Genomic DNA, 18,944 nt, shown 5'->3' with positions numbered 1-18,944 from the left:
GGGATGCTGCAACCTCTAATTTGTTCTTATAAATAAGTTATTGATCCAATACTATTTTTGCCTTTAATCATAGGATACAAAGAATATGTTTAAAGGAGGATTTATTATGGCAGAAAAAGTAAAGGTAAGCCCGCAATTCAAAAGGCTCTGTACCCAATTTGCAAGAATTCTGGGAGGCCAATCGGAAATCGAGGAAGGTCCGGTTTGTTTTGTTACGCGTATGACGAACCTAAGGGAATCTATCTTGGGAAGAAGAACGCGCTCCCCTTTGGTTCAGATGCAAATGTTTTCCTTCGAATCTCTTGATAAATCGGGCCGCGCGCTTTGTTTGGGTGAGACTGCCGTTCACCAAAATCAGGTGAATCGATTGATGTCGAATCTCCGCAAACGTGGGATAAAAGTAACAGCGGTTCATAATCACTGGCTAAAAGAACAACCTCGCTTAATGTATATGCATTGGGAATCTATTGACAATCCTGTTGCGTTTGCAAGAAAAACAAAAGAATCCATTGCATTCTTGGGTTAATGCAGCCTGAGTTATACAGTTGAATCATATCATTTAATGAGAGGATGATTTCGTATGGTGGAAGTGAAAGCAAGTCCTCGCTTTAAAAGACTATGTAACCAATTCTCAACCATTTTAGGTGGAACGGAGCATGAAATTACAAAAGGCCCGGTTTGTTTTGTCTCCAGAAATCGGAGAATAAGAGCATCTATTTTAGGAAGAAAGACGACTTCCCCTTTGATCCGTTATCAATTATTCTCGTTTGAATCCCTGGACAGTTCCGGTCGCGCACTTTGTTTAGGGGAAACCGCTCTCTTACAAAGTCAAGTAAATCAATTGCTGACCAATCTTCGTAAAAATGGGATTAAAGTGACAGCGGTCCACAATCACTGGCTGTTTGAGAACCCGCGTTTGATGTATATTCACTGGGAGTCGATCGATAATCCCATTGCATTTGCAAGGAAAGTAAAACGTTCCATTGCTTTCTTGGGTTAATGTGGAGCAAAAAGAAGGTACTCGATATAGACAATTGAGCTGGTAAATATGTGAGGTCATAGTGGATATCATTCCATTTGTACCATTAGAAAAGCGACCTTGATCGGTCGCTTTTTTACGTTTTCACATTTGAAAAGGAAGGCGAACCACGCGTGTTAATTGAGTTCAGACATCACTGACGATCCTAATGATAGTTCTTGGATTCATTTTCTTTGTATTTGTCATCGCTGTCATGCAGCGCTTGTTTCCGGCGATCGTTGCGAGCCTGCTGCTGTTGCTGGGCCTCATGGCTGTTCACGGGTGTCTCTGCCAGCTGTTCCACCGTGTTGATAAGGTTCTTGTCCGGTTGGTTTGTGCTCAATTGAAAGCTCCTCCTTGTATACTTATATAGGTTAATGAGGATTATTATGTGCTGCCCGTTGTACGGATATACGTGTTGTAGATCTACAGTGGACGTTTGATAGCAACGATTCGTGAATGTATGGAACAAGATTATGTTATTGAGCACATAGAGCAGCGATTTCATTGCACGGTATTATGATATCCCTTCAATTTATTGTATTTGAGAGGGTACAACACACCTTGAGTGGGCGTAACCTCCGAAAGGAGGTGATGCGATGAACATTTCGTTTGGTGAAGTGCTTACCTTCGGGTTATTCCTGTTGGCATTGCTAACTTACATCGATAAACGAAAGTAACCCACTCTTAGGTTGTCGCCGAAGTGGGTTACTTTCTGATCACACATGATCTTGGAGGGGATTCCACTCAAGATGTTGTACTGAGGACGGTTGGCACACCGTCCTTATTTCTATTCTTATCTTATCATACCCGTTTTTAGTCCTCAACGATTGTGTTTAGCAAATTATTATCCGGTTGATCTCTCAACCGAAACTGCACTCTTTTCAGCAACTTCAAGACTTTTCACATATTCCTATACAGAATTTGTTACTATGATAGTACATAGATGCCTCATACCTAATGTTGAAATTCATCAGGCATTTACTAATCTTTCTTCATTATCAATTGGATACAGGAGAAAGCAAACGGGAGGGAATATATTGAGTACACAGAGAATGGGAGCTCCTTTGGAAGGCTTTGCTGAGTTTAGCCGAAAGGTCGCTGCCGAAGGTGCCGTATTGTTAAAGAATGAAGGACAGGTGCTTCCCCTTCAACCGAACGAAAACGTTGCTGTTTTTGGCAGAACGCAAATTAATTATTACCGCAGTGGTACGGGTTCGGGCGGGAGCGTTCATGTTTCCCATACAACGAATCTGCTCGGCGGCCTTCGGGATAAGAAGAACATCACCGTCAACGAACAATTGGCAGCTGCCTATGAACAGTGGATTGAACAAAACCCTTTCGATAATGGCGGCGGCGGTTGGGCGGCTGAACCGTGGCATCAGAAAGAAATGCCTCTGACCGATGAGCTGGTATCCGCAGCAAGACAGGCATCCGATAAGGCGATTGTTGTCATCGGGCGAACAGCCGGTGAAGACCAGGATAATGCCAATGAGCCGGGCAGTTACCAGTTAACGTCTGAAGAAAAAGCGATGCTGCAGCAGGTGACAACGCACTTCGAGCACACGATAGTTGTCCTGAATGTGTCCAACATTATCGATATGAGCTGGATGTCCGATGATAGTTATGTGCACCCGATTTCCTCTGTGATTTATGCTTGGCACGGTGGAATGGAAGGCGGTAACGCGATTGCGGACGTACTAGTTGGCGAGGTGACGCCAAGCGGCAAATTAACCGATACGATTGCTTATTCGATCGAGGATTATCCATCGACTCGTAATTACGGCAACGAGCTAAAGAATGTTTATCAAGAGGATATTTATGTGGGTTACCGTTTTTTCGAAACGTTTCGACCCGTTGCCGTCCAGTATGAATTCGGCTTCGGTTTGGCGTATACGTCGTTTGAAATCGAGCCACAAGAAGCCAGGTTGGTGGTTAGAGAGGGAGAGCAGTACGTTGAAATCGGAGTAAACGTAAAAAATATCGGGACCACCTATACAGGTAAAGAGGTTGTGCAAGTTTATTACGAAGCACCGCAAGGCGTCCTGGGCAAGCCTGCCAAAGTGTTGGCGGCATTCGGAAAGACGCAGGAGCTTGGGCCGGGGGATTCGCAGACGCTCACCATCAGCTTCCCGGTCCACGCCATGGCTTCCTATGATGACGCTGGTGTGACGGGACAGGCTTCCGCTTATGTCTTGGAGGCCGGAACCTACCGTTTGTATGTGGGAACGAGCGTGAAGAATGTGAAGCCTATCGGTTTGGATGGCCAAGATGGTTACGTTGTAGAAACGCTGCAAGTTGTGGAGCAGCTGCAGGAAGCCATGGCGCCAACGGAAAGCTTCACCCGAATGAAGCCGGGCCGTCGCAAGGAAGACGGATCATACGAACTGACATATACAGAGGTGCCGCAGCGCAAGATTAACATGGAGGAGCGCATTCACCAAAACCTACCGCTTACCTTGGAGCAAACGGGCAATCGAGGTTATACCTTAAGGGACGTTTATGGGGGAAAAGTCAGTTTGGAAGCCTTTATCGCTCAACTAAGCGATCAAGATCTGGCGGTGATCGTCAGAGGAGAAGGCATGAGCAGTCCGCTGGTTACAGCGGGAACGGCTTCGGCTTTTGGCGGGGTGAGCGACAGCTTGCTCGATTACGGAATTCCGGTGGCTTGTACGGCGGATGGGCCGTCCGGGATTCGGATGGATAGCGGACAGCAAGCAACGCAGGTGGCTATTGGAACCCTGCTTGCGGCAACCTGGAACACTGAGCTGGTCGAAGAGCTCTATGTTATGGAAGGCCGGGAGTTACTCAGCTACAACATTGATACGTTACTTGGACCGGGTCTGAACATTCGGCGCAGCCCGCTGAATGGACGCAATTTTGAATATTTTTCGGAAGATCCGCTGATCTCGGGAGTATTTGCTGCGGCATGCACACGCGGGATTATGAAGGGCGGCTCCAATGCCACCCTGAAGCATTTTGCCTGCAACAACCAGGAGAAGCATCGCAGTAAAGTCGACGCTGTTGTGTCCGAACGCGCCCTTCGTGAAATTTATCTAAAAGGTTTTGAAATCGCGGTGAAGCAGGGCGGGGCCAACTCCATCATGACCTCGTATAACCCGATCAATGGACACTGGGCGGCTTCCAATTATGATTTGAATACCACTATTCTACGGGGAGAGTGGGGATTCCAGGGCATCGTGATGACCGACTGGTGGGCCATTATGAACGACGTAGTGAACGGAGGCCCAGCCGATCGCAAAAACACGAACTGGATGGTCCGCGCCCAAAATGATCTCTACATGGTGGTTATGAATTACGGTGCGGAAATCAATGCATGGGAAGACAATACCTTGGCATCCTTGGAAAATGGTACGCTGACTCGTGGAGAGTTACAGCGTAGCGCCATGAACATTTGTCGGTTCCTGATGCATGCGCCGGTATTTTCAAGAAAACAGGTGATCGAGGAAGCCGTAGGTACTTTTAAATCCGCTCCTTCTCTCGCGCCGGAACAAGCACAAACTTTATCGAAGAGCACGCAAGTAAAGCCGGTTGCAGCGGGGTCGACTTATGTGAAGGTGGAAGAATCCGGCGAGTACCGGATCATTGTGCGCATTATGTCTCCGGAAACCGAACTGGCCCAAAGCGCGTGCAACGTAACGCTGAACGACCAACCGGTGACCACGATTCAAACAAATGGTACCGACGGCAGATGGATCAAACAGAAGCTTGTCAAAGTGGAGCTGGAAGCGGGGTATTATGAGATGAAGCTGGACTTCGTCAAGCCCGGCTTGCAGATCGACTGGATTGAATTTAAACAGGTGTAAATTTAGAAACAAAGGGGTATCCAACAGATCTAGGATCTTTTGGATACCCCTTTTTTCCTACCGATATCCAATATGTGTGACGAATGTCATCGAAGAAATATTTGAAATTTGAATAATAAGGGTGATGCAAGAACTTAAAGAGATGAAAGGGTGTGAGACGTTTGGCATCAGCGATACGTGAATGTGTGGAACAAGACTATGTTATTGAGCATGTGAAGCAACGATTTCATTGTACGGTATTATGGTGTGAAGGGCGTGCATGCCTGGAATATAACGGCGAGGAAGAGCTAGCGCGGATATCGGATTACGTAAAACAAACATTTGATAAAGAGCTGCTGGACGTATTTTTCACAGCTATTGAAAGCCTTCCGCTGGATGCTTAAAGCATGATTATCTCATGCATTCCCTTGGCTGTCTTCGGACAGGGGAGCGACTCCCCTCGTCTCCATACCTTAAACCCGCAAAGAGCGGGTGCTTTTATATGAACGTGTAAATGATACAGCTCAGAAGATCCCCCATACAGCAAAAGACACTGACCGCAGGCCAGTGTCTTTTTCATGTTCTGAAGCAGGAACATACTTATTAATGCACAAGTCGTTAGGAACAGCGCTAACAAAAACACTCTGGTTGATCCGGAGGTTCATTTTGCTGCGCGTCGTCTGGGGAAGCTGTTGTGGTGTCATATGCAACTAATGCATGGGTGGCGTGACTGAGGATGGCACCTGCGCGAGTAATCGTTGCTACGAATACAGCTTCAAGGATTTCTTCTCGTGTACCGCCTAATTGTTTGAATTTCTTCACATGAACGTCGATGCAATAAGGGCAACCTGTAACATGCGCGATGGCCACGGCAATCAGTTCTTTTGTCTTTAGCGGGATGTGATTGAGTGTCTGGTAGACGTCTTTTTCAAAGGCTAGAAAAGAGGCGGAGGCCTCGGGGGCAAGCTGCATAAGCTCGGGAATTTTCTTTAAGTTGGAAGAGTCGTAATAATGGGTCATAGCGGTCTCTCACCTGTCCCTCTCTTTATCCGGCAGGAATTGATCCCAAAAATACGGTTGATGAAGCAGATTCGAGTCAGGACATTAAACAATAAAACTAGCCCGATCAGACCGATGTACCTCCAGTTACTATCTAGATAAAAAAGAACAAACAGAAGAGGGAAACTCAGAATGAACCGGAATAACCGGTCGATACCACCGACATTTTTCATATCATACCTCCGCATCATTGGAATTAATTCCATCTTAGCGGGATATCGAATCCTTTTCCGTGACTAAGTCACGATAAGTATTGCTGGATGATCTCCTCTAGAGCCAATCGATCGGTAAGACGGATATTCCCTCTGGATAGCGACAGGATTCCTTGGTTTTGAAAGTCCTTTAGCATGCGACTAATGACTTCCCGGGCTGTTCCTAGCTCTACGGCTAACTGTTCATGCGTGATCTTCAATGCTGTTAGATCGTCATTCGTATTCGTATATAAAAAATGGGCCAGTCGATAGTTCATCGGTTTAAATGCAATGTCCTCGAGAAGGTTCGTAACGGCCGTTATTCTCTGCACAAATTGCTGATAAATAAATTGTCTAAGAGGTTTGTTATGATCCATCCATTCTCTAAATACGCCTACCGCAATAAGCAAAATTTCGCTTTCCACTTCAATTGAAGCCGAGGCTTCATATTCTGATTCTCCCAGAATACTTGCCATCATGAGCACGCAGCTTTGCCCGCCTTGGACTCGGTATAAGGTAATTTCTCTTCCTTGCTCACTAATCTTATGAATTCGGACGCTTCCCTTCACCATGAACATCGCATGCTGCAGCATATGGCCCTCTTGAATCCTATGCGGAGTAGAAGGGTCTATGGACACGAGCTCAGCGTGTTGCCAATCACGATGCGGAATCGTGGACAGGAAAGGGAGAATAGCGGTTATTCGATCAATTTCAGAGGGATTCATAGGGGGCTCCTTTTACAATTGAATTCAGCGTCGTAAACCTGGATATGGTTAACTCTCATTATAGGCTTAATTAATATTAGATGGTGATTATATGTGATTTCAGGGAAAGTGAAAGGGTGTAACGCAGACAAAGGCTTTGGCTTGTCGGGGCTGAGCTGTGGAATAGTGAAATGATCCCCAAACCTGTCGTTTGGGGATTCTTAATGAGGGGCATATGTAATGGAGGGTGTTTGAGGGCTGCAGGATGATTAGATAAACGACTCATGAAGTTCACGATTACTCACTTATGGTATCTAAGACCAGGGCCGTTAGCTGGTGCACGGTATGTTCGTTTAATGGACGTTGAATCTGGTACATAGCCATACTGCCGGACATGCGGGCCGTAATGTCAAAATGCCACTTCGTTAATCCGCTGCCGGATAGAAGTTGGTTTCGATAGGTATGACGATGCAACAGTGGCAGCTTCTCTAATTTATCAACCGCACGTATATGCAGTTGACGGCAATCCGTTTTAACGAGCTCAAAGATGCCAGCCAGCGGCAGGGGCTTGTTGGAGAATTGGGATGTAACGGGGATGGCGAACTTGGTTTCACGGTCGAACAAGGGCCGGAAATGACGGGAGTCCATTCCAAAAACTTCGAGGCTTTCCTGCCAAAGCTTTTGTTGAGGGTAAGCTGGTGTTACATAAGGAGTATTTTGCTGATCCAGCGTCACAGCGATGACATCATCCGTTACCAATTGATATCCTTTCTGCAGAAAGGCAGAGGCCAGCGTCGACTTCCCGTGTCCCGAGTGGCCGATGAAGGCATAGGCTTTATGGTCAATGACTACCGCACTGCCGTGCAGGGGGAGTATTTTACGCTGCAGTAAAAGGGCACCCATGCAAGATCCAAGCACGTACAGCCGGATTTTATCCTCTGCAGCGCCCTTCTCTAGGGAGACAGAAATGGTCGTCCCGCCCTCTATTGCAAAAACAGCGAGTTCAGGTACTCTGAACATGACCATATCTTCGGTACATAAGAATGTTTTATTTGACTTATCAGGTCTTCCAAGCCATCTTTCGGTCAGATCAGCATAACGGATGACAATATCGGCGAAAGCATCCGGGAGGACGACGGGCTGTAACTCAGGCAGGGGAATGTCACTATGGATGGAAAACCCGAAGGCCTTATATGTGGTTGGCTTTAACGTTTGAAGCATGGTCCTCACTCCAATGATTTAATATGCGAATAAAAAAAGATAGCCCGTATACCCGATCAGGCGTATAGGGGCTCTTTTTATCAGAACATGATGGCTTTATATGTTAGCTGAAGTGAACCATTTCATCCGGATCCGGTTGAACTGCATCCGGAAGTGCACTACCAGGACCAGCCATGGTCATTTTGATGTCAAGAACCTCCAAAGCAGGTACGCTCCATTCCTTTTTCATATAGATTCACCTCCTTTCAGAAATTTTTTTGTAGGAATCGATACAAAATTACGCTGCGCATAAGCAGTTTAATGGTGGGATTGTAGGCTTGATTCGGGCTGATCCCTTGGCGGGCTTCTGCTAAGGCATCGTGTATGACAGGCATGTTGATGATCTGCTGCATTCGGGAATCGTGGGATACACGGTCCAGTTCTGCTAAAAACACAGGCCAGTCACTTAGCATTCGGTGGATTGAATCAGCTGCTTGAATCCCTCTTGTTCGATGGTTAAGACGGATAGAATCAGGGAGCCAGCCTTTCGTAGAACGACGAATTAAAGCACGGTCCATCCCTTTCTGAACGAATTGCTCCATGGGAGTTGATAAACAGAAGCGGATAACCCTTAGATCATTCGAGGGATCATGGCTCCATAGAGAATAACGAAGAGAAAGTTTACAGTTACTTGTACCGGTTGCGCTCCACATGTTGACTCTTTCGAAATGCACTCTTCTCGCTTCCAAGGGGTCGTCAGGCAGATCATCTGTCGAACCGATTCCCGTGAACGTAAGGTCATGGAGTTTCTCATAAATACCGACACGTTTGGCATAGTCGGAATTGATTAACTGTGGGAAATCGCCGGAAGCGATTGAAGAGCTTCGCTGTTTCAGTACCGGAATGGCTTTACGACCGACAATGGAATACAGTCGTCTGCGACCTACTCCAACATTCCGGCTATATCGTTTAATTTCCTGCGTTAGCTGAAGCCACTTGAGGTTCTTCAGGAGTTTGGTGTAATATTCGATCGCAGGTCCCCAAGAGATGCTGTAATTTCCTCTGGCTCCATTAAGCAGAATCCCGATATCTCGTTGTTCTGCATGCTCGAAAATGCCCCTAAGCCAAAACGAATTATCAAAAAACTTATATGGAGACTCCAGGATGTCAAGCCAATCATCGATTTCCGTGAAAGCACTTCTTCCGGAGAAATCTAAATAGTGGTCGTTAATGTTCCCCACGAATTGTACCGTTTGCTTAATGAGAGGTCTCTCGTCTGCAAGCCTGTGCTTCGGCGTCCAATCCACAAATCCGGTTTCTGGCACGTAACTGAAGGTATGTAGCGAACGGTTTTCATGCTCTAACGCTCTGGCCGCAAAACTAACCACCGAACCTGAATCCAATCCTCCGCTAAGGTGAGCTCCGACATTTCGATTCGTTCGCCGAAGCCGTGCGGTTACGGCTTTGTTGAATACTTCCCGGAAAGCCTCTTCATACTCTTCTGATGATGCCAATTGCAAAGGAATGACATCCGAGAGGCTATGGTATCGGGTAACCGATACGTTATCATTCTTAATGATGATTTTATGAGATGGCGGTAGCTGAAGGATGTTGTTGTAGATCGTAGTGGATACGTCTGGTGGTTCAAAAACGCCATGGATCGCCAGAAACTCAGCCAACCATGTTTCATTGATCTCTTTATGTATGAAAGGTAATGAAAATAAAGGATTGATGGCCGTACAGAAGCAGATCTGCTGCTCATTATGATGGTAATAGAGCGTCCTTGCGCCTGAGAAGTCCCTGGCTCCGAAAAGGAGCTGCTTTCTCTCGTCCCAAATGATGAAAGCAAAGTCCCCGACCAACCGTTTCGGCATTCGTTCGGACCATTTCTCATAAGCGAGGAGCAGAACTTCACTGTCTGTCATATGTTGCCTCGAGTGATGCGGCACTTGCAATTGATCCATTAATTCATCGCGGTTGTCGATAATGGCGTCAGCCGTTATGGCAAGCCCCCGGTTCGAATCGTAGTAAGGTAAACATTCCTGGACGGATTGCTCCGTAATCCACTGTGCATGACAACCCAACATGATGTGATTCATGTTCCATAACCCGCTTTGGTTGGCCGGATATTGCCTCAAAGCCTCCATGATAAGTCCGCCGTGTTCCGACTGGACCGCTTCCCCATTAAAACGATAAATACCGGCAATAGCACTCATTTGAATTTCCTCCAATTGGACCAGAACAATCACTACTTGATACCTATTGTATCGTAGTCATTATACAATATGATACAATACGTATCAATGTTTTTTTTCTTCGTGTTTTGGATGATTGGAATTGGCTGAAATAACAAGATTAACGTTTCGTTTCTGCCTGGAGCTTTTTCGGAACAGGATGAGACAGCAAAAATAAGCCAGGAGAACACCGAAGGCGTCGTTAATCACATCATAGACCCGGCCACCCCGGAAGAAAAAGAGCTGGAGGACCTCCGTTAAGGCGGCGTAGATGATACACAAATAAAAAGCAGACTTATATTTACCGAAATTCGAAGCGAGCAGAGCAAGAATAAAGAAACCGATGAAATGACCAATTTTCCGCAAAATCCAGTCGTGGCTAGCCCATTGGAAATCAAGCCTTAACAGTTCCGACCAATCAGGATTTGGATTGAGTTGGAAATCAATAATATGATATTGGATTAACAGATTGAAGTTAACAGAGCAAGTGAAGATAAACAGGGCAAGAGCCCAGATAACCGTAAGAACGATGCGCATAGGAGAGCCTCTTTTCATAAAAGCGCTTCAATATTGGGTACATTCTTATAAATTGCAGGAACAGGAAGGGCCGTTGATACATAATGTATCTAACTAAGGTTGTATATTATAGCAGCTGTAGATTTATTTCAAGATTAATAACGGCCCGTTTTGATAAAGGAGTAAGGATACTGTCTTAAGTGGCATCATTGCTAAGCGTTTACGGAATAGTTTTTGCCACTAGTTAGCAAGGAGGAAATCAGTATGGCGAAACAGCAAACGAATTATATGAAGATGAATGCATGGTCACCTACAGATCCGATACTTCCTGAAGAGCTAAGTTCCAATTTTATTATGTTGGATGAGGAAATGAAGAGTCATGGAATCAACGTTAAGTGGTTTGGAGCAGTCGGAGACGGGGAAGCTGATGATACGGCGGCTTTTCAGGCAGCTATGAGTGTGTGTGAAAAGCGGTATAAGATGTTTGTCCCGGCTGGTACCTATCGAATCAGGCAAACCATAGAGAATAACAGTCGAGGGATATTCGGCATCGCTCCTTATGTGGATAGTGGGGAAATGGGAACTAGAATCATTTGGGATCCGATAGACATATCAACAGATCTGCTTCCTTGCATTAGAATACGCAGTTCCGGCGACAAGGCCGTTTTTGAGGATTTTGCGGTTACCGGTACTGCCGATTACAACTCCAGAAACCTTGCGGCCTGGGTGAATAAAGACCGATTTGACCAAAGCAGCTATGGCATGTTTGCTGTGGGAACCGCTGCAATAGAAGTGGCGGGTAAAGCAACACCTATTTTCAGAAATGTCAGAACCTCGGGAGTAAAAGTCGGTCAACTGCTTAACAGCACAAATGGCCATGTTTATTCGTACGATTGCACCTGGAACGGATTAATAGGTGTGTACTGTCGAATTAATTCCGGAGATTATTTTTATCAGGGTGGAGGAGTATCTGGTGCGTTCTGTGGAATCATGCTAGGCACCTTGTTAAATGCAGGTCATCGCGGTGGTTTTGATGCCCATTTGCACCGGACGCATCTTGGCTTCTCGCCTTATGCCATCTATCAATGCATTGACAGCGGACTTGATGAGTACAATCAGGCCTCCTCGGTCCGAGGATTAAGCGGGATCTACACCAGCGCTCAGTTTGAACAATGCGGAGAAGCCGCTATCAAATTGCTGACGAAATCCGCAACCTCTAATTTGCGGATGTTTGGCTTTGGGTTCTCCTGGTCGGTGCCAACGTATTCCGGGAACTTGGGAAACTGGGAGTTTCCGTTACCGGATGAACTGAAAGTGCCCGGCGAGAAGCAGCAGTATGCGGCTTGGTTCGGGACGATTACGGCTCCTGTCACATTCAATGATGATCTTGGAGCGTTAAGAAAATCCTCTGCTCCCGGAGCTATCGGCTCGGCGTATATTGATACATTGACGGGTGACAAGGAGTCTGATCTGTGTGGTTTGGTCATCCCGGATACGGTTATCCGAAGGAAAGTAACTCCTCTTTATAAAACAGTTGACTTACGAGCACGTATGGAAGAAAGAGAGCATCGAGCGCTTATGCCGGTTTCAGCGCCGAATTTGCTTTTGAATCCGGAGATGCTCTCCAATTGGACGGTGTCAAACGGCGGCTCTCTCAGTCTTGTCACGGCAGATCAGATACCGGTTCCCATTTCAAATGAGATGAAACAGGTGATTGGTAACCAGCCTGTCATTTTGAAGGTGACGCCTGATGGAGTGCATTCTCCAAGCGTAAAAATTAAATTCAATGCTTCGGCCTTACCCTACCAGGGGGACGCAAACAGAAACCTTGCAATGCAATATTTCATATTGGAAACAGAATATGAAAGTGGTTCCCTGTATAAGTCGATCGGCCGCATTTCAGCTCAGAACGCAGAGTATATTTTTAACGATGCCGTGACATGGAGGACGAAGAGTTGGAAACATCATCGGGGGAGGGAAATGGCAAGCAAAACGGGATTGCTGCATGATTTCAGCATAGGGTTTATTCCGAAATCGGGCGAGACTTATATTGCAGGAGTTATGGTAACTTGGGATCATATCGGTTCCTATTCTCCGCATCCTCATAGCTATATAACCGATTCACTTGAAATCGGCGGATCCGGAAAAGGCATCATTTTAACAGATTCCGTAACCAATGCCAGGTACCGTCTCTCGATTGCCAATGGCAGTTTGCAAATTACGCAAGCATGACGTCAGGCCCTACTTCATAGCAGTGCCCCCAGGGAACGGCTCGTTGATAGCCTTATCAACGAGCTGTTTTTATTGGAGGAGATGACAGCTGCCCCCAAGGTTGAAACCATGGAATCTTAATAAATAGTAAGCGCTAACAATGAAATGTTCGTCTTTTTGTTGATACAATATGTGTCTTTATTCCTGGAAAAACATGAAAATTAACCTTGACATGATACAAAGTGTATCGTAAATTATGGAATATAAATTGTATACGAATTGTATCAACCAAGCTTGAAGACAAGGATGTCATCTTACCCGAAAGGATTCCAATACAACCAATAAATAAATTCAGAATTAACAGGGGGCAGCGACGGCATGGAACTTAAACAGTATTTTCGAATTGTTCAGAAGAAATGGTGGTTAATCGCGGTTATTGTCATTATCGCAATGGCAGTTGCAGGTGTTAAAAGTTTCTATTTTACGACACCCATCTATGCAGCAAACGCTAAGCTTATTGTTAACCAATCGTCAGGAGATGGAGCAGCTACCCTGAATGCAAGTACCATCCAGACCAGTATATTTCTAATTAATTCTTACAAGGAGATTATCAAGTCATCCGCTGTTATGAATAAGGTGGTTGAGAAATATCCGGAATTGGGAGAGAGTCCCGCCCAGCTGGCAGCGAAGATTTCCGTTACCTCTGCCAACAATTCGCAAGTCATGAACCTGGTATATCAGGATACTTCCTATACCAAGGCAGCGAAGGTTGTTAATGGTGTCTCAACCGTGTTCAAGGAGCAAATTCCGAACATCATGAATGTGGATAATATCACGATATTAAGTGAGGCAGATGTAACTGTTACTCCCGCCCCCATCAATTTCAACCCATTCATGAACATGCTGATCAGTTTTGTCGTTTCGCTCATACTGGCGATCGGATTTGTATTTCTTTTGGATTATCTTGACGATACGCTCGAGACCGAAGCCGAAATTGTGGAGATTATGAATGTTCCTGTACTTGCAGTGGTAGGTAAGGTTAGCAAAGGTGACCTGCGGAAATCGGCGAGAGTGAAAGCCGCTCAAAAACAAAAGGTAGGTGAGAATCAATATGCGACGCTCAATCAATGACATAAGTCTTGTTGTGTCCCATAACCCGAAATCGCAGGTTTCGGAAGTATATCGCCTCCTTCGAACGAAAATTCCGTTTTTCTCCAAAGATCAGGAATTAAAGACGGTTATGGTTACATCATCCCAGCCCGGAGAAGGTAAAACCACAACAATAAGCAATTTGGCTGTTACATACGCTCAGGAAGGCAAGAAGGTGCTCTTGATTGATGCGGATATGCGTAAACCCTCATTACACCGTGTTTTCTCCCAATTGAATCATCAAGGTTTGAGTACACTACTGACGGGTCACGTTAGTATTCAGGATGCCATACAGGAGACAACGATTGAGCATTTATCTCTTCTCCCTTCGGGCCCAGTTCCTGCTAATCCATCAGAATTAATTGATTCGTCGGGTATGCGGGAGTTATTGAGTCAATTGAAAGATCAATATGATGTCATACTCGTTGATACGCCTTCCGTGCTTTCGGTGTCCGACAGCGTGATTGTAGGTTCTTTGTGTGATGGTGTCATTATGGTAGCTGCTGCTGGAAAGGTGAAAAAAGACCATCTCAAAAAGGCAAAGGAACAGCTGGATCATGTAAACGCCCGGATGCTCGGTATTGTTCTAAATCGGGTCATCTAGGCTTTGAATAATGGGCTGCTCACTTCATCATAGAAAGGCTGTCAAACCAGAATCAGAAGGTAATGTCTACTGCACCTATATCACTGTAGACACTCGGTCACGCTGTGGGTCTCCCAGGAGACCTTAGACATCATTGTCGAGGGTGTGACGTGAGGACGGGTTGAATGCCCTTATTAGAAGTATTAGTTATGTCCTTTTCAAACCGAAGAGGGCATAGCTAAGTCCTTCTGCTAAAAAGTCACTGTTTCAGGGATTTGTAACCATATTATAAATAGAGTTGGAGAGTGAATGAATGATGAAGAAAGTGAAAAAAGCAATTATCCCTGCAGCAGGGTTGGGTACGCGGTTCTTGCCTGCAACGAAGGCAATGCCGAAAGAAATGCTCCCGATAGTAGATAAGCCCACCATTCAATACATCGTCGAGGAAGCGGTAGCATCAGGGATCGAGGACATTATCATTGTGACGGGCAAAGGCAAACGGGCCATTGAAGACCATTTTGACCATGCCTTCGAGCTTGAGCATAACTTGTTCAGTAAGGGTAAATTCAATTTACTTGACGAAGTACGTCGATCCTCTAATGTTGATATTCACTACATACGCCAGAAAGAAGCTCGTGGACTTGGGCATGCTGTATGGTGCGCCCGCAATTTCATTGGCAATGAGCCGTTCGCCGTGCTACTTGGGGATGATATTGTGCAATCCCAAACACCATGCATTCAACAGTTGGCACAGCAGTTTGAACAGATGCAGAAATCTGTGATCGGGGTGCAAATCGTTCCTCACGAACAGACGCATCGTTACGGCATCGTCGCCCCTCTGGAGAGAATGGACCGATTATATCAAGTGGATTATTTTGTCGAGAAACCACCAACTGGCCAAGCGCCATCTCGTCTGGCAATTATGGGAAGATACATATTAACTCCTGAAATTTTTGGGTTTCTAGAGAATCAAGAGGAAGGAGCCGGTGGAGAAATTCAGCTGACAGATGCGATACAAAGACTGAACGAGACCCAGGGCGTATATGCTTACGATTTTGAAGGGACACGGTATGATGTTGGCGAAAAGCTTGGTTTTATAATGACTACCCTTGACTTTGCGTTGCAAAATGATGAGCTTCGCAAACCGCTGCTTCAAGGTATGGAGACGATTCTTGAGAGAGCACTTGAGCAAAATAAATCACTAATGAGGTGAACGAAAGATGTACCCCAGTCCGCAACGGAACGAAGCAGACGCTGTTTTAGAGGGATCTTCCAAATATGCACAATATGCTGTGGAAGATCAAAAATCCAAAATCCTGTATCTGACGGTGAAGAGAGGGATGGACTTTGTTTTCGCACTTTTTGGACTTGTGTTGCTATCGCCACTCTTTCTAATCATATCTATACTTATAAAGCTTGAAGACCCAAAGGGGTCTGTTTTTTTTTATCAAACTCGTGTCGGAAAAAACGAAAGGCCGTTTCGAATGTACAAGTTTCGCTCCATGGTGTCTAACGCAGAGGAGTTGCTTGATAAGCTGCTTGAACAGAATGAAATTAATGGTGCCATGTTTAAGATGAGGGAAGATCCTCGGATTACAAAAATTGGGAAGTTTATTCGCAAGACGAGTATCGATGAGTTGCCGCAGCTATGGAATGTCGTTCGCGGAGAGATGTCATTGGTAGGTCCAAGGCCGGCATTGCCTAGAGAAGTAATGCAGTACAGCAGTTATGATAAGCTGCGATTGAAGGTAAGCCCCGGTTGTACGGGCTTGTGGCAGGTGAGTGGACGAAATAACTTAAGTTTTCATGAAATGCTGGCTTTGGATTTGGAATATATCGAACGTCGAGGAATTTGGCTGGATATGAAGGTCATGTTCCGAACAGTAAAAGTTATGATATTTCCGAATTCGGCCTATTAAAATGATGGAGTGTCTTGAGAATGAACATAATGATTAGCATCATCATTCCGACTTATAAACGGGTAGAAGCTCTTCATAAATGCCTGGAAGGAATTCAGCGGCAGACAAGGTACCCTGACGAAATCATTCTTATTATAAGAAATACGGATCATCAGACATTGCAGCATCTTTCCTTGATGAATATTAAGAACGTCAAAATGGTGCTCATTGAACAAACCGGTGTAATCGCTGCATTGAATGCCGGAACTCAGCAAAGCACTGGCACGATCGTGGTATTAACTGATGACGACACGGTTCCCCATGCCGATTGGCTTGAAAAGCTGGAACATCATTATCTTTCGAAACCTGATATAGGAGGTGTTGGGGGTAGGGACGTCGTGCATTTCCGGGGTACCCCTATTCCGGCCGGGAAAAGACAGGTTGGCATTATCAAACCTTACGGGCGAATCATCGGGAATCATCACGTAGGTATAGGAGAGGTGCGGGAAGTTGATATTTTGAAAGGCGCCAATATGAGTTTTCGAAGAGAGGCTATTCAAGGATTGAGGTTTGACGAGAAATTGAAGGGAACAGGTGCTCAAGTCCATAACGAACTAGAGTTTAGTTTGGCTGTTAAGAAGAAGGGCTGGAAATTGATATATGATCCTCAAGTATGTGTTGATCATTTTCCGGCTGAACGATTTGACGAGGATCAGCGGAACGACTTCAATGAGACCGCCTTTATAAATGCGGTACATAATGAAACTTATTCAGTGTTAAAGCATGTGGGCATGATCAACCGCGCGCTATATTTATTTTGGGTGGTTACCGTAGGGAGCAAAGCTACACCTGGTGTCTTCCAATGTATACGACTATTACCCCTTCAAAAAAACATGGCGTTGAAAAAAGTAAGGTTGGCCTTTAAAGGCAGATGGGATGGTTGGAGAACATGGAGAGAATCTTTGGAATAAGTGGTACGCGAACCGCTATGGGACGATTGTTTTATCGCCTCTTAGTGCTGGCGTGTGTCATTGTTCTTGGAGCCATGGTTGGAATTGTTGGCTCAATCGGATCGCTCCATATAAGACTCCTAGAATTTACGCTGCTTTTTCTTAGTGTGATGATGGCGCTGCACATTTACTTTAAACGCCCCCATGCATTGGTACCGTACTCGCTCTTGATGTGGGTTATGAGCCCTGAAATGAGGAGATTGCTCGATTGGTCATTTCAGTCCTACACCAACACCTCCATTATCTCGCTAATTCCCTATTGTATAAGCCTGGTTATGTTAATCCCGATTATCAAGAATATCAAGCAATTGGAAAGAAGAATCGGGTTACTCCTGAAAATCATGGGTGTTGCCCTGATTTATGGATTTGGTGTTGGATTCCTGAAATATGGATTTTCATCCGTTTTTGATCTATTGAATTATGTTGTTCCATTCTTGGTCCTGGCTTACGTCAATGTATGCCGCTTCGATCAGGATGTCCGAGATAAATGGCTTAGAAGCTTGGGGTATCTTGCCGTTATCGTTGCCGCGTATGGGATTTATCAATACCTGGCTCTTCCTCCCTGGGATAAATTTTGGATGATCAGCTCCGAGATGAAATCAATAGGCCTTCCTGAACCTCAGAAATTTCGCGTGTTTTCATTGTTGAATTCGCCTGGGCCAGCGGGTGTGTTTCTTGCTCTGGCGCTTGCTGTCATGACGGTCCAAAAGAGATGGAGAGCGTTCGGAGTAGTCGGAACCTTGATCGTGGCTTTCGCCCTCCTCCTGACGCTGGTTCGTGTAGGTTGGATTGCTTATGCAGTTATGATTGTTGCTTACTTTATCCGTTCCCATCTAAAGAGCAAAATGCAACTGCTTATGCTGGGGATCGTCATTGTGCTCGCTTATCAGTTTTTACTGCCTTTTCTGCCGGGTTCGAGTCAAGTGACTTCCCGGGTCGATACATTTGGTTCCCTGGAAGATGATCACTCATTTAATGAGCGGCTCCTTTTTTCCACCCATATATTCTCGGCAGTTATGGCTAATCCCGTTGGAATGGGGCTCGGGAGCTCGGGACTTGGAGCGAAATTAACCCAAAATTCAGACACGCTAGTGGCGTTTGATAACGGGTACTTGAACATATTTTATACTTTCGGGTTGCCATTGGGGTTAGCGGTGGTTATTTTATTGGTTTATCTCTTTGTGTACCTCTATAAGTCGAGCAGGACCGAAAAGGTCTATTCCCCGCTTTCCTTTGCAGCCATCAGCGCAGTTCTATTTCTATTAATGGCAAGCAATATTTTGAGTGGATTTAGCGGGTTTATTTTGTTGCTGATCATTTCGCTTGCATATGTGCCAACGTCCTCAAATCGGGAGGGAATATGAA

Annotated in this window: 19 protein-coding genes; 11 read left to right on the top strand and 8 right to left on the bottom strand. The window is 45.5% G+C overall.

The window, feature by feature from the left end:
* The first annotated feature begins 106 nt into the window (after window positions 1-106).
* Window positions 107-526 (top strand): DUF1259 domain-containing protein, encoded by a 420-nt coding sequence (locus tag AB4124_RS08165; protein ID WP_441972277.1) that lies wholly within the window; start codon window positions 107-109, stop codon window positions 524-526.
* Between the two features lie 54 nt (window positions 527-580).
* Window positions 581-1,000, top strand: a complete 420-nt coding sequence (locus AB4124_RS08160; RefSeq protein ID WP_441972276.1) for a DUF1259 domain-containing protein — start codon at window positions 581-583, stop codon at window positions 998-1,000.
* A 184-nt stretch (window positions 1,001-1,184) separates the two neighbouring features.
* On the opposite strand, the gene AB4124_RS08155 is transcribed toward AB4124_RS08160, so the two are convergent.
* The gene (locus AB4124_RS08155; RefSeq protein ID WP_215162802.1) at window positions 1,185-1,361 is read right to left on the bottom strand and encodes a hypothetical protein; all 177 of its coding nucleotides are present in this window, start codon (window positions 1,359-1,361) and stop codon (window positions 1,185-1,187) included.
* A gap of 697 nt (window positions 1,362-2,058) precedes the next feature.
* On the opposite strand from AB4124_RS08155, the gene AB4124_RS08150 reads away from it, so the two are divergent.
* Together AB4124_RS08150 and AB4124_RS08145 are read left to right on the top strand one after the other, a co-directional pair.
* Entirely contained in the window at window positions 2,059-4,845 is a 2,787-nt protein-coding gene (locus AB4124_RS08150) for a glycoside hydrolase family 3 C-terminal domain-containing protein (RefSeq protein ID WP_441972274.1), read from the top strand.
* A 161-nt stretch (window positions 4,846-5,006) separates the two neighbouring features.
* Window positions 5,007-5,228 (top strand): hypothetical protein, encoded by a 222-nt coding sequence (locus AB4124_RS08145; protein ID WP_441972272.1) that lies wholly within the window; start codon window positions 5,007-5,009, stop codon window positions 5,226-5,228.
* Window positions 5,229-5,454: 226 nt separating this feature from the next.
* Here AB4124_RS08145 and AB4124_RS08140 read toward each other — a convergent pair whose 3' ends face one another.
* The 7 genes from AB4124_RS08140 to AB4124_RS08110 form a co-directional block, all read right to left on the bottom strand.
* The gene (locus tag AB4124_RS08140) at window positions 5,455-5,844 is read right to left on the bottom strand and encodes a carboxymuconolactone decarboxylase family protein (RefSeq protein WP_441972270.1); all 390 of its coding nucleotides are present in this window, start codon (window positions 5,842-5,844) and stop codon (window positions 5,455-5,457) included.
* Window positions 5,841-6,056 carry a YgaP family membrane protein gene (locus AB4124_RS08135; RefSeq protein WP_076322692.1) on the bottom strand — a complete coding sequence of 72 codons (216 nt, stop codon included), beginning with the start codon at window positions 6,054-6,056 and terminating at the stop codon, window positions 5,841-5,843. The genes AB4124_RS08140 and AB4124_RS08135 overlap by 4 nt, the downstream gene beginning before the upstream one ends.
* Before the next feature lie 68 nt (window positions 6,057-6,124).
* The gene (locus AB4124_RS08130) at window positions 6,125-6,799 is read right to left on the bottom strand and encodes a Crp/Fnr family transcriptional regulator (protein WP_441972268.1); all 675 of its coding nucleotides are present in this window, start codon (window positions 6,797-6,799) and stop codon (window positions 6,125-6,127) included.
* A gap of 276 nt (window positions 6,800-7,075) precedes the next feature.
* The gene (locus AB4124_RS08125) at window positions 7,076-7,999 is read right to left on the bottom strand and encodes an aldolase (RefSeq protein WP_441972266.1); all 924 of its coding nucleotides are present in this window, start codon (window positions 7,997-7,999) and stop codon (window positions 7,076-7,078) included.
* 103 nt (window positions 8,000-8,102) lie between these two features.
* Window positions 8,103-8,228: a paeninodin family lasso peptide gene (locus AB4124_RS08120; protein WP_441972264.1), complete on the bottom strand. Its 126-nt coding sequence runs from the start codon at window positions 8,226-8,228 to the stop codon at window positions 8,103-8,105.
* A gap of 16 nt (window positions 8,229-8,244) precedes the next feature.
* Window positions 8,245-10,194: an asparagine synthase-related protein gene (locus AB4124_RS08115; protein ID WP_441972262.1), complete on the bottom strand. Its 1,950-nt coding sequence runs from the start codon at window positions 10,192-10,194 to the stop codon at window positions 8,245-8,247.
* A gap of 84 nt (window positions 10,195-10,278) precedes the next feature.
* Window positions 10,279-10,749 carry a VanZ family protein gene (locus AB4124_RS08110; RefSeq protein ID WP_441972261.1) on the bottom strand — a complete coding sequence of 157 codons (471 nt, stop codon included), beginning with the start codon at window positions 10,747-10,749 and terminating at the stop codon, window positions 10,279-10,281.
* 243 nt (window positions 10,750-10,992) lie between these two features.
* Here AB4124_RS08110 and AB4124_RS08105 point away from each other — a divergent pair, with 243 nt between their 5' ends.
* From AB4124_RS08105 to AB4124_RS08075, 7 genes are all read left to right on the top strand, one after another.
* Window positions 10,993-12,960 carry a glycosyl hydrolase family 28-related protein gene (locus tag AB4124_RS08105; RefSeq protein WP_441972260.1) on the top strand — a complete coding sequence of 656 codons (1,968 nt, stop codon included), beginning with the start codon at window positions 10,993-10,995 and terminating at the stop codon, window positions 12,958-12,960.
* A 357-nt stretch (window positions 12,961-13,317) separates the two neighbouring features.
* Window positions 13,318-14,070, top strand: a complete 753-nt coding sequence (locus tag AB4124_RS08100; RefSeq protein WP_215162813.1) for a YveK family protein — start codon at window positions 13,318-13,320, stop codon at window positions 14,068-14,070.
* Entirely contained in the window at window positions 14,051-14,692 is a 642-nt protein-coding gene (locus AB4124_RS08095) for a CpsD/CapB family tyrosine-protein kinase (protein WP_326111899.1), read from the top strand. The genes AB4124_RS08100 and AB4124_RS08095 overlap by 20 nt, the downstream gene beginning before the upstream one ends.
* 292 nt (window positions 14,693-14,984) lie before the next feature.
* A complete protein-coding gene (galU, locus tag AB4124_RS08090) occupies window positions 14,985-15,884 on the top strand; it encodes a UTP--glucose-1-phosphate uridylyltransferase GalU (RefSeq protein ID WP_430204366.1) in 900 nt (299 codons plus the stop codon).
* Between the two features lie 7 nt (window positions 15,885-15,891).
* Window positions 15,892-16,590 carry a sugar transferase gene (locus AB4124_RS08085; RefSeq protein WP_098741463.1) on the top strand — a complete coding sequence of 233 codons (699 nt, stop codon included), beginning with the start codon at window positions 15,892-15,894 and terminating at the stop codon, window positions 16,588-16,590.
* Between the two features lie 29 nt (window positions 16,591-16,619).
* Window positions 16,620-17,540: a glycosyltransferase family 2 protein gene (locus AB4124_RS08080; RefSeq protein ID WP_379416427.1), complete on the top strand. Its 921-nt coding sequence runs from the start codon at window positions 16,620-16,622 to the stop codon at window positions 17,538-17,540.
* The gene (locus AB4124_RS08075) at window positions 17,519-18,943 is read left to right on the top strand and encodes an O-antigen ligase family protein (RefSeq protein ID WP_441972256.1); all 1,425 of its coding nucleotides are present in this window, start codon (window positions 17,519-17,521) and stop codon (window positions 18,941-18,943) included. The genes AB4124_RS08080 and AB4124_RS08075 overlap by 22 nt, the downstream gene beginning before the upstream one ends.
* Window position 18,944: the final 1 nt, after the last annotated feature.

The sequence above is a fragment of the Paenibacillus sp. 2KB_20 genome (assembly GCF_052115765.1).
In the GTDB taxonomy this organism is placed as follows: Bacteria; Bacillota; Bacilli; order Paenibacillales; family Paenibacillaceae; genus Paenibacillus_AQ.
The sequence above is the reverse complement of the archived record's forward strand: the minus strand, read 5'-3'. Positions and strand labels throughout refer to the sequence as shown.